General features: G+C 68.0%; 12 protein-coding genes, 1 tRNA gene and 1 pseudogene. 7 read left to right on the forward strand and 7 right to left on the reverse strand.

What is annotated here, in order from left to right; genetic code table 11:
- The first annotated feature begins 336 nt into the window (after positions 1-336).
- The 4 genes from lipB to AC36XV_RS05400 are packed head-to-tail and all read left to right on the forward strand — an operon-like array spanning position 337 to position 2,913.
- A complete protein-coding gene (gene lipB, locus AC36XV_RS05385; RefSeq protein ID WP_492202657.1) occupies positions 337-1,095 on the forward strand; it encodes a lipoyl(octanoyl) transferase LipB in 759 nt (252 codons plus the stop codon).
- On the forward strand, positions 1,092-1,760 hold the full coding sequence (sdaAB, locus tag AC36XV_RS05390) for an L-serine ammonia-lyase, iron-sulfur-dependent subunit beta (RefSeq protein WP_492202658.1): 669 nt from the start codon (positions 1,092-1,094) through the stop codon (positions 1,758-1,760). Before lipB ends, sdaAB begins: the two co-directional genes overlap by 4 nt.
- Positions 1,761-1,776: 16 nt before the next feature.
- On the forward strand, positions 1,777-2,706 hold the full coding sequence (gene sdaAA, locus AC36XV_RS05395) for an L-serine ammonia-lyase, iron-sulfur-dependent, subunit alpha (protein WP_492202659.1): 930 nt from the start codon (positions 1,777-1,779) through the stop codon (positions 2,704-2,706).
- Positions 2,707-2,763: 57 nt separating this feature from the next.
- On the forward strand, positions 2,764-2,913 hold the full coding sequence (locus AC36XV_RS05400; RefSeq protein ID WP_492202660.1) for a hypothetical protein: 150 nt from the start codon (positions 2,764-2,766) through the stop codon (positions 2,911-2,913).
- Positions 2,914-3,002: 89 nt separating this feature from the next.
- Here AC36XV_RS05400 and AC36XV_RS05405 read toward each other — a convergent pair whose 3' ends face one another.
- Positions 3,003-3,548, reverse strand: a complete 546-nt coding sequence (locus AC36XV_RS05405; RefSeq protein WP_492202661.1) for an acyl-CoA thioesterase — start codon at positions 3,546-3,548, stop codon at positions 3,003-3,005.
- Complete coding sequence (locus AC36XV_RS05410; RefSeq protein ID WP_492202662.1) at positions 3,545-4,051, reverse strand: DUF2231 domain-containing protein; 507 nt, start codon at positions 4,049-4,051, stop codon at positions 3,545-3,547. Before AC36XV_RS05410 ends, AC36XV_RS05405 begins: the two co-directional genes overlap by 4 nt.
- Before the next feature lie 121 nt (positions 4,052-4,172).
- Here AC36XV_RS05410 and AC36XV_RS05415 point away from each other — a divergent pair.
- Positions 4,173-4,245, forward strand: a tRNA-Glu gene (locus AC36XV_RS05415).
- 68 nt (positions 4,246-4,313) lie between these two features.
- On the opposite strand, the gene AC36XV_RS05420 is transcribed toward AC36XV_RS05415, so the two are convergent.
- Both AC36XV_RS05420 and AC36XV_RS05425 read right to left on the reverse strand, forming a co-directional pair.
- Positions 4,314-5,150, reverse strand: a complete 837-nt coding sequence (locus AC36XV_RS05420; protein ID WP_492202668.1) for an NAD+ synthase — start codon at positions 5,148-5,150, stop codon at positions 4,314-4,316.
- A 195-nt stretch (positions 5,151-5,345) separates the two neighbouring features.
- A pseudogene (locus tag AC36XV_RS05425) lies at positions 5,346-6,137 on the reverse strand (nitrilase-related carbon-nitrogen hydrolase); the annotation flags it as partial.
- A gap of 124 nt (positions 6,138-6,261) precedes the next feature.
- On the opposite strand from AC36XV_RS05425, the gene AC36XV_RS05430 reads away from it, so the two are divergent.
- Both AC36XV_RS05430 and AC36XV_RS05435 read left to right on the forward strand, forming a co-directional pair.
- On the forward strand, positions 6,262-7,026 hold the full coding sequence (locus tag AC36XV_RS05430; RefSeq protein ID WP_492202663.1) for a CPBP family intramembrane glutamic endopeptidase: 765 nt from the start codon (positions 6,262-6,264) through the stop codon (positions 7,024-7,026).
- Between the two features lie 46 nt (positions 7,027-7,072).
- Positions 7,073-8,209 (forward strand): porin, encoded by a 1,137-nt coding sequence (locus AC36XV_RS05435; RefSeq protein WP_492202664.1) that lies wholly within the window; start codon positions 7,073-7,075, stop codon positions 8,207-8,209.
- A 31-nt stretch (positions 8,210-8,240) separates the two neighbouring features.
- On the opposite strand, the gene phoU is transcribed toward AC36XV_RS05435, so the two are convergent.
- The 3 genes from phoU to pstA are packed head-to-tail and all read right to left on the reverse strand — an operon-like array spanning position 8,241 to position 10,603.
- Positions 8,241-8,930 (reverse strand): phosphate signaling complex protein PhoU, encoded by a 690-nt coding sequence (phoU, locus tag AC36XV_RS05440; protein WP_492202665.1) that lies wholly within the window; start codon positions 8,928-8,930, stop codon positions 8,241-8,243.
- 16 nt (positions 8,931-8,946) lie between these two features.
- Positions 8,947-9,729 carry a phosphate ABC transporter ATP-binding protein PstB gene (pstB, locus tag AC36XV_RS05445; protein ID WP_492202666.1) on the reverse strand — a complete coding sequence of 261 codons (783 nt, stop codon included), beginning with the start codon at positions 9,727-9,729 and terminating at the stop codon, positions 8,947-8,949.
- A gap of 4 nt (positions 9,730-9,733) precedes the next feature.
- Positions 9,734-10,603 carry a phosphate ABC transporter permease PstA gene (gene pstA / locus AC36XV_RS05450; RefSeq protein ID WP_492202667.1) on the reverse strand — a complete coding sequence of 290 codons (870 nt, stop codon included), beginning with the start codon at positions 10,601-10,603 and terminating at the stop codon, positions 9,734-9,736.
- Between the last annotated feature and the right edge of the window lie 31 nt (positions 10,604-10,634).

A 10,634-nucleotide genomic window follows, 5' to 3' on the forward strand; every position in this document is an offset into this window, starting at 1 on the left:
CGCACACGCGCACCCGAGCATGTCCGAAGCGGTGATGGAAGCGGCGCTCGCCGCGATGGACCGGGCGATCCACATCTGACGTGACCCGTCCCCTTTCGCGAGTTGGTCCTCGCACCGAGCGAGTCACGCCCCGCGCGCATGGAGCGCTGCGGAGACTCGCTCCAGGGGACGGGCCTCGTCAGGGCGGCGTTCAGACGCTGCGGAGGCTCGCTCCGGGAGACGAGGAGGCCGCGACGGAGGCTCGACGGACTTTGGAGACTCGCTCCAGGGGACGGGCCTCGCCAGGGCGGACCTGGAGTCGTACGGTCTCGGAGTCGTGACGGTGGCAGCGGATTCATGAACGCCATTCACGTGGTCCCGGTCGAGGGCACGGTGCCGTACGCGGAGGGTCTCGCGTGGCAGCGCGACCTCGCTCGCGCGAAGATCGACGGAGCCATCGCGGAGGACTTCGTGCTCCTCCTCGAGCACGAGCCGGTGGTGACGCTGGGACGGGGAGCGCGTCCGTCCAGTCTGGCATCGCCGGAGCTCCTGGCGGGCGCCGGCATCGCGACCGCGGAGGTCGAGCGGGGCGGGGACGTCACCTACCACGGTCCCGGCCAGCTGGTCGGCTATCCGATCCTCGACCTCGGCCGATGGCGGCGGGACCTGCACTGGTACCTGCGCCAGCTCGAACAGGCCCTGATCGAAGCGCTCGGAGACCTCGGGGTGCGCGCGTTCCGGTATCCCGAGTACACGGGCGTGTGGGTCGGAGACGTCGACCGGCGCACGGACGCCGGACGAGCGGCCGGGCAGGTTCGGAAGATCGCCTCGATCGGCGTTCACGTGAGCCGATGGATCACCTGGCACGGCTTCGCCCTCAACGTCACCCGGGAGCCGCTTCGGAACTTCGAGCTCATCGTTCCGTGCGGAATCGATGGCGTCCGGATGACGACCCTCGAGTCGGAGGGCGCCCCGTGCGGCTTCGAGCGGGTCCGGGGTGCGGCCGCACGCGGTCTCGGCCTGGCCTTCGAAGCCGAGGTCTTCGTGAGCCCCGCCGCTCGAGTGGGGGAGATCCCGGACTTCCAGACCGCGTTGACGAGCTCGGATCGAACATGACGACGCTATTCGACATCCTCGGCCCTCGCATGGTGGGGCCTTCGAGCAGCCACACGGCTGGCGCCTGCCGACTGGGCTACGTCGTGCAGGCCATTCTGGGCGGGTCTCCCGATCGAGCGCGAATCGGGCTGCACGGCAGCTTCGCGATGACGGGGGAAGGACATGGGACGCGCAAGGCGATCACCGGTGGGCTGCTCGGTCACCTTCCCGACGACGAGGCGCTACGCGACGCCGAGGCGGAAGCCGAGCGCCGAGGGCTGGACATCGTCTTCGAGTCGGTGGAACTGGGCGAAGACGCCCATCCGAACAGCGCCGTGTTCGAGGTCGGGCGCGAGGACGAGGTGATCCGCATCGTGGGGTGCTCGATCGGCGGTGGCCGGATTCAGATTCTCGAGATCGACGACTTCGAGGTGGATCTCTCCGGCTCGCTCCCCACGATCGTCGTGGTGGCGAACGACGTGCCGGGCACGGTGGCCCGGATCACCGGAATGATCGCCGAGCGCGGCCTCAACGTGGCCACCGTCCGGGTGGATCGGACGGGAAGGGGCGAGCGCGCCCTGATGACGATCGAGACGGACGAGGACGTGCCGGCCGACGTCCTGGACGGGCTCGCGGAGCAGTCGTGGATTCACTGGATTCGCAACGTTCACCGCCTGAACGTGTGATCGGGAAGGCTTCAGAATGATCCGCTCGTTCGAGGAATGGTTTCGGAAGGCCGGGGAACAGGGCGTCGGGCTCGACGAGTACGTGGCTCTGCGCGAAGTCCGGGAGACGGGTTCGTCGGTCGAGGTCGTGCGGGGCCGGATCGGGGATGCCCTGGCGGTGATGCGGGAGGCCGTGGAACAGGGACTCCGGGAGGCCGAGGCCACGCCGTCGGGCCTGACGGGTGGACGGTCGGGCCGGCTGGAGGCCCGGGGTCCCGGCCTGCTCGGGCCCGACTTCACGGCCATGCTGGCGAGAGCGATCGCCACCCTGGAGACGAACGCCCGCATGGGCTTGATCATGGCCACGCCGACGGCCGGCGCCGCGGGCGTCGTGCCCGCCGTGCTGCTCACCCTGGCGCCGCGACGGGAATGGTCGGAGGAACGTCTCGTCGATGCGTTGCTGGTGGCCGGCGGCACCGGGATCATCATCGCCGAGCGCGCCTCGATCGCGGGAGCCGGCGGCGGCTGCCAGGCCGAGACGGGGAGCGCGGCGGCCATGGCGGCCGCCGCCGTGACCTGGCTCGAGGGTGGAAGTCCCGAGCAGGTAGGGACGGCCGTCGCCCTGACGATCCAGGGCATGCTCGGCCTGATCTGCGATCCCGTCGCCGGTCTGGTGGAGATTCCGTGCGCGTACCGAAACGCGTCGGCCGCGGTGCACGCGGTGGCGTCGTCCGAGATGGCGCTGGCCGGTCTCGACTTCCCGATCCCGGTGGACCAGGTGGTGGACGTGATGGGCGATGTGGGGACGAAGATGGACGTCCGCTTCAGGGAGACCGCACTCGGCGGACTGGCGGCGACCCCCGCCGGGCAGGAGATTGCCGCCCGCGCCGGCATGACGGAGCTCGTTCAACTGCAGCGCAAGGGACGTACGAGAGGTGAAGGATCGGCACGGTTCGGTCCTTCGTAGTCAGGTCTTGAGACCGCCCGGGCCCCGCGACAGCGGAGTCGGGCGATGGGAGAACGCATGGTACTCGGTATTCTGATGGTGTCGGCGATCGCACTGGCCGTGATCCTCGGCTGGCTGTCCGAGATGCCCCCCAGGGAGGTCGTCCTGCAGTGCGTCGCCATGGGAGGCGCCGTCCTGGTCTTCTACGGTCTCGTGCACCTGCTCTGAAGCCCCCACGCTACCCCTTCCCGCGCGGTCGGCGGGCCCCGGGCACCTGCAGGGTCACGCGGGCCTGAAGGCTCCGTTCGGGGGCCGCTTCAGTCCGCTGCCTCGCCCCTCCTCACCCGACGCCTCTTCGCCAGCTCCAGCCGTGCCGCCCGTCGCTCTTCGGCGTCGCGGTGTCGGCGGTATTCCTCTTCCGTGAGGATCTCCAGACGTGGAACCGGACACGGCCGGCCGTCGGGATCGAGCGCGACCATGGTGACGTAGCAGGAGTTGGTGTGCCGGATGTCCCCGCCGGTGACCGGCTCCGCGGTGACCCGCACGCCGATCTCCATCGAGGTGCGTCCCACCGTGTTCACGGAGGCCTGCACGGTCACCACCTCCCCGATCTGGATCGGCGACCGGAAATCGACCTGGTCGAAGCTGGCGGTGACGCACGGACGCCCCGCGTGGCGGGTGGCACAGACGTATGCGATACGGTCTACGGCGGCCAGGACGACGCCGCCGAACACGTTCCCCATCAGGTTCGTGTCCTGAGGGGCCATCAGCTGAGTCATGCTGACCTGAGACTGTCCGACGGGGTGCGAGTCTTCCCGGCCCTCTCCGATGGTGATCGGAAGCTCGGGGATTCCGGTGATCATAGCTGTTCTCCCACGGCCGGCGGCCGATCCGCGGACGCGCCCGGCCCTGCTGCCGACGGCATGATCGAAGCGGCCCGGGCCTCCAGGTCCTCGCCGTGGACGATCTTGCCGCCCCTGTACGCCGAGTAGCCGACGAGCCCCGCGGCGAGCGCACCCACGATGAGCACGAAGCGCCTCAGGCGCGTGTCCTTCGGCTGGGTGAGGGAGAACCCCGCGAAGATGGCGCTGGTGACCAGAGCGATGGCCGCCCAGGTGGCCCACGTCCGGTGATCCTGTACCAGGCCGGGCTCCACGAAGGTTCGGGCGGCCACGTCGTCCGCCGTGGAGATGCCCGTGATGTACGAGGGGATCGCCGCGATGCCGCCCAGCAGCAGGGAAATGAGCCCGTAACGCTCCAGCTCCTCGCGGCGCGCCATCCAGCCGGCCAGTCCCACCGCGGCACCGGCGATCGGCAGCACGATCGCGAAGGGGTGAGTGATCAGGTGCAGGTATTCCCAGTTCACGTCCGTGACTCCAGGTTTCGGTTCGCCTCCCCGGACGTACCCGTCGGGGTTCTTACGAGGGCGACAAGTTGACAGACGGTCCTCACCTTGTAAAATAGGCGTCCCTGCAGACGCAGGACGGGCCCCCTTCGTCTAGTGGCCCAGGATACCTGGTTCTCAGCCAGGAGACAGGGGTTCGATTCCCCTAGGGGGTATGACGGGCGATCCGACGCACTCGGGTCGCCCGTTTCTTTTCTGCCTGGATGACTCGAAAACGGGCGGCTCAGTAGTCCACGGGCCTGAGGTACCACTCCCCGATGGTCGTGCCCGACAGCATGGCGACGGTGGGAAGGTTTCGCTTCCAGTGCGTGCCTTCCAGTCGGCGGAACACGATGTCCACACGCTCGGGCTCGAACCCGGCTTCCTTGAGCCACGCGGGCGAGCGGCCGCTCAGCAGGTGATGGAGCATGAGGTCGGCCTCCGGATAGGAGACCCCGAGATCCCCCTCGTCGGTCTGTCCGTGGACCAGGTCGGCCGTCGCCGGCTTCTCGATGACCTCGTCGGGAAGCTCGAGGTGGCGGGCCAGGGCCCACACCTGCGTCTTGAACAGGTCGCCCAGCGGATTGATCGGAGGCGAGTCGTCGGCGTGCCAGGTGAAGTAGCCGAGAAGCCGCTCCGTCTTGTTTCCCGTGCCGATCGGGAGAGCGGCCAGCTTCGCGGACTGGTCGAACAGGACGATCATTCGCTGCCGGGCCATCACGTTGCCGCGCCGCATCGGATCGGCGTCCGGCTCGTGCTCCTCCAGATAGCCGTCGACCGCCTCGCTGATGTCGACCGTCCGGGTGGCGATCCCGAGGTTGTCCGCGACCAGGCCCGCATGGATCGCGCTCTCGGGACTGGACGTCCGGTAAGGGAGAAGGAACCCGGTCACGTTCTCGGGACCGAGCGCCCGGGCGCACAGAGCGGCCGTGAGCGCCGAGTCCACTCCCCCGGAGAGTCCGACCACCGCCCCCGTGAAGCCCCTGCGTTCGAGCATTTCGTCCTTGAGGAAGCGGACCAGCCAGGTGGTGACCAGCTCCTCGTCGATCGCCAGGATGGCGGGGTCGAGCGCCCGGGACATACCCGTACGTGGAGGCCTCCCGGCCCACTCCCCCGCGGATGCGGCTTCATCGGCGGCGGATGGGGCATCGTCGATGTCGGGCGTGCGGGCGGGGGTGAAACCGGTCTCGTCTCCCGGAAGGTGGCGGCTCTGTAGCAGGCGCGGCAGGGCACGCTCGAGGTCGGCGAGAAGCGGCTGGTCCGTTCGCGCCGCCGTCAGCTCCTCGAGGTCCAGCCCGGCTTCGAGAAGGGCTTCGTCCCACAGGGGGCCCTCAGCCAGCACGTGTCCCCGGGGACCCACGATCAGCGACCCTCCGGCGAAACCCTTTCCTCCCTCGAAGCCCGTGAGCTGTGAGACGGCCACGGCGACGCCGTGCTCCTCGGCCGCGCCTCGCGCCAGCCGGTGCCACCGGCCGAGGTTCGAGGGGATGCCCGCTCCGGGCTCGGCGCCCCGGGCCGGGGAGGCGGTCGGGACGAGGAGGATCTGGGCCCCGTCGAGCGCCGCGAGCGTGGCCGAAATCGAGTGAAACATGTCCTCGCAGATGAGGAGCGCCGCTCTTCCCCACCGGGTGTCGAACGCCCGCACCGCATGGCCCGCCTCCACGAACCGTTCCTCCTGAAAGACCCCGTAAGTGGGGAGGAATACCTTGCGGTGAACGTGCGAGATCCTCGGCTCGCCGGCGCCCAGGCAGACGTACATGGCCGAGTTGTACAGACGATGGCCCCAGACCTCGTAGAACCCGATGGCGACGTCGAGCGGCCGGCCCTCGCCGCCGGCGCGGACGTACCGCTTCGCGAGGTCCGTGGCCAGGCTCATGGCCGACACGGCGTGCTCGCGGACCCCACCCTCGAGGAAGTAGCCGGTGAGCGCGGTCTCCGGAAAGAGCACCACGTCGGGTGGGGTCTTCCGGTCGATGAGCTGCCGGAAGACCTCCTCGATGCGATCCAGGCTGGCGGCCGGTCTTCCCTTCACCGGGCGGAACTGGGCGACGGCGAGTTCGATGTGCATAGCGGCCCGAGCCCAAGGATGAGGGTCTGAGTTCAGGGAATGGAACGTCAGGTTCGGGGGGCCCGGTGTCAATCGGGACGACCCGTTTCCCGCGACCGGTCGCCGACGTATGGTGTGCCCCGGAGTGAAGCCGCAGCGACTGCTTCTCACGGAGACCGGATTGACCCTCACGCCCCTGGCGCTGGGATATGCGATCGCGCTGACGGTCGGGCTGCCGGTGCTGGCCTTCAGGACGGGTCTGAGGGAGCACCACGTCGTCGAAGTGAGCCGGGCACGCGCCGCCGTGTACCTCTCGGCCGCCCTCTCCACGGCGGTGCTGGCCGGCGTGACCTTCGCCATCTGCGTGTGGCAGGACATCGAGGCGGCCCACATCGGGTGGCTCGTCGGGCCCGCGAAACCCGCGTTCGCCTGGGCCGTGGGAGCGGCGCTGGCCGGCCTCGTGGCCGTCTGGGCGATCGTGCGCCTCGGCCAGCGCGCCGGACTGTCCGAGAGTCGGCTTTCGCTCGTGATCATGCCGAGGACGGGACGAGAGAAACGGGCGTTTCTCATCGTGGCCGCGGTCGCCGCCGTGGGGGAGGAGTATCTGTATCGGGGATTCGTCTACCACGCCTTCGCCGATGCGCTGGGGGGTCCCTGGATGGCCCTGGGCATCACGAGCCTCTCCTTCGGCGTGGCGCACGGGTACCAGAAGGCGATCGGAATGGCCCGGGCGACGGTGCTGGGCGGTCTTCTCACGATTCCGGTGATCTGGACGGGAAGCCTGTTTCCCTCCATCGTGGCGCACTTCTGGATCAACGCGGCGATCGGACTGGGTGGGTGGAAGTGGCTCTTCCCGGACCTCGCGGCGGAGGGGGACGTGGACTCGGACCGGTCGGGTCGGATGTCCTGATCGGCGGCGGTGACGGACGGGGCCGCCAGACGCTGGAGAAAGAGCGATGGGAATGAAGTCAACCATGATGCGTAACGGAGCCCGACTGGCCCTGTGCATGGCCGTGATCGCCGGTTTCGGCGGGTCGGAGGCGTACGCGCAGGACGGCCTCGACCTGGAGCTGGACGGCTTGCTGCGTACCGGGCTGCGCATCGAATCCGCCCGCTACGACGGTACCAGCGGCTTCGAGATCTTCGATGCCCAGCTCGGCGTGTCCGGCAAAGTGGGCATCGTGTTCGACTACGCCCTCCGGGCCGAGTACCAGTTCGACAGCGACCAGATACGTCTGCTCGACGCCCGGCTGTCCGCTCCCCTGTCCGAGGAGCTGCTGAAGCTCGATGCGGGTCTCGTCCTGTCCGGTTTCGGCCGTGAGGCGATGAAGGCGAAAGGCGAAATCCCACTCGTATCCCGGTCCCAGGGATCGCTCGCCATCGCCCCGGGACACCAGGTGGGAATGGGCCTCCGTGGGGTCGCGCTCGAGGGCCGCCTCCACTACCGGGGCGGTCTGTACAACGGTGAAGGAGCCACGTTCGGGAACCAGGACCGGCGATTCCTGTTCGCCACCCGGCTCGAATACAACTCGGTCGGCGAAGTCGAGTTCTTCGAGGACTTCGTGTACGAGCTGGGGGTGGACGTCGCGTTCGCCAGCGACAGCGCGAACGCCGTGCTTCCGGTGAGCGTGCCGTCCGGTTCCGCGGAAGCGGACGGCGCCCCGATTCCGGAGTACGCGGACTTCACGGGGAATCGTTTCGCCTGGAGCGTGGATGCGGGGCTGCGCTATCGCGAGTGGTCGGTCGCCGCGGAGTACGCGCGCGCCGAGTACGATCCGACCGGCGGTGCCGATGCGGTGTCCGCGAATGCGTGGTACGTCGAGGGCGGTTACAGCCTGTGGGGCGCCTTCGACCTGCTGGCCCGGTACGACGCCTTCCACACGGCGGCGGGTCTCGGAACGGAAGCGGCCGGAAGCGAGTTTCTCGTGTTCGGCTTCGGGGTGAATCCCGGCTTCAACGCCAAGATCGGACTGCAGTACGCCCTCGGGATCGACGACAGCCTGATCGGGGTCTCCGGCGCGATCGACGGCACGAATCCAGGCCCGCCTCTCGCCGACAACCAGTTCCTGCTGAACCTGCAGCTGTCCTTCTGACTCCCGGGGTCTCGCAAGGCAGGCTTTCGGTCTAGCTCTTCTTCTGATCCGGGGTCGCGGCCGATTCGGGGCCTCCGTGCCGCACGGTCGTTCCCCGCACCATGAAGATCACGTCCTCGCCGATGTTCGTCGCGAGGTCGGCGATGCGCTCGATGTTCCGGCTGATCAGGATCACCTGGAGGCAGGCCGTGAGGCTGCCCTCCAGCATGTGGGTGAGCATCACCCGGAACACCGACTCGTGCAGGCGGTCCACCCGGTCATCGTCCGCCATCACCTGCACCGCCTCCTCGGCGTTTCGATGCACCATCGCGTCCAGGGCGCGGCGCAACATGGAGAGCGCGATGCGGCTCATCTCGTCGAGCTCGGGAGGGCGCGGCGGCCGGTCGACGGAATCCCGGAGTCGCATCGCCGCCTCGGCGATGTTGACTCCGTGATCACCGATCCGCTCGAGGTCCGTGTTCACCTTCAGGATCGTCACCAGCAACCTGAGATCACTGGCCATGGGCTGATGGAGGGCGAGAAGCTCGATGCAGCTCTCTTCGATTCCGACCTCTTCGGCATCGATCTCGCCGTCCAGCGCGTAGATCTCCTCGACGGTGCGCTCGCCGGATCCCATCGCCATGGCGACCGATTCCTCCACCAGGCTCTCGACCTTGTGGGACATGGCGAGCAGGCGTTGCTCGAGGTCCGCCAGGCGTTCGTCGAAATGCTTGTGTGGCATGCCGCTCCCCGTTCGTCTAGCCGAATCGGCCCGTGATGTACTGCTCGGTGCGCAGTTCGCTCGGGTTCGTGAAGAGCCGATCGGTATCCCCGTACTCGATGAGCTCGCCCAGGTACAGAAACGCCGTGTAGTCGCTGACCCGCGCGGCCTGCTGCATGTTGTGGGTCACGATCACGATCGTGTAGTCCTTCTTCAGGTCGCCGATGAGGTCCTCGATCTTGCCGGTGGCGATCGGATCCAGCGCGCTGGCCGGCTCGTCCATCAGCAGGATCTCAGGCTCGACCGCTAGCGCCCGGGCGATGCACAGTCGCTGCTGCTGCCCGCCCGAGAGCCCGAGGGCGCTTTCCTGCAGTCGGTCCTTCACTTCGTCCCACAGGGCGGCCGCCCGGAGCGACCGTTCGACCTGTTCCGCGATGTCGCCCCGGAAACCGTTGATCTTGAGACCGAACGCGATGTTGTCGAAGATCGACTTGGGAAACGGGTTCGGCTTCTGAAACACCATCCCGATGCGCCGGCGTACCTCGACCGCATCGACCTCGGGAGCGTAGAGGTTCATGTCCCGGAACAGGACCTCTCCCTCGACGCGCGCGACCGGGATCAGGTCGTTCATTCGATTGAAGCAGCGAAGGAACGTGCTCTTCCCACAGCCCGAAGGGCCGATGAAGGCAACCACCCGGTTGCGTGGTATCGTCAGCGAGATCTGCTTCACCGCCTCCGTGCTTCCATAGAACACGCTGAGTGCGCGCGTCTCGAGCGCGGTGTCGGCCGAGCTGCCGCTGTGCCGAGTTTCTGGATCCATCGTCCTAGAACCGTTTCTGGTACTTGTTGCGAAGCACGATCGCCGCCGCGTTCATGACGAGCAACACTACGAGCAGCACGATGATTGCGGCTGCCGCCAGATCGTGGAAGTCCGCCTGCGGCTTCGCCGTCCAGTTGAAGATCTGAATCGGCAGCACCGTGAATGGGTCCATCGGGCTCGTGGGCGAGAAGGCGATGAACGTCAGGGCGCCGATCATGATCAGCGGGGCCGTTTCGCCGATCGCCCGGGACAGGGATAGGATCGTCCCGGTCAGAATGCCGGGAAGCGCCACCGGGAGCACCTGATGGCGGATCGTCTGCCACTTGGTGGCCCCCACTCCGTACGAAGCTTCCCGCAGCGAGTTCGGGACCGCCTTCAGGGCCTCCTGCGACGCGATGATCACGACGGGGAGGATCAGCAGCGCCAGCGTCGCCGCCCCGGCGAGGACGCTTCGTCCGAAAGCGAAGAAGCGAACGAAGATCGCCAGGCCCAGGATGCCGTACACGATCGACGGCACGCCGGCGAGGTTCGCGATGTTCGTCTGCAGGAGGCGAGTGAGCCAGGTTCGAGGAGCATACTCCTCGAGGTAGATGGCGGCGCCGACCCCGAGGGGGAAGCTGATCCCGGCCGTGAGCACCATCATCCACAACGAGCCGAGGATGGCCGAGCGGATGCCGGCGCGCGCCGGAATGCGAGATGGGTAGCGGGTCAGAAAGTCCACCGACAACCAGCGCAACCCGTCCCGGGCCACGTCCACGATGAGGATCGCGAGGACGGCGATGCTGAAGGCGATGGAGAGAATGCACGCCGCCTTGAAGGCGGTTCCGAAGCGCCTCCGACGGGCCCGCGCCAGGTCGAATCGCTCGCCGCTCACTCGTACACCTCACGGAAGCGACGCGTGATGC

The sequence above is a fragment of the Candidatus Benthicola sp. genome (assembly GCF_058719085.1).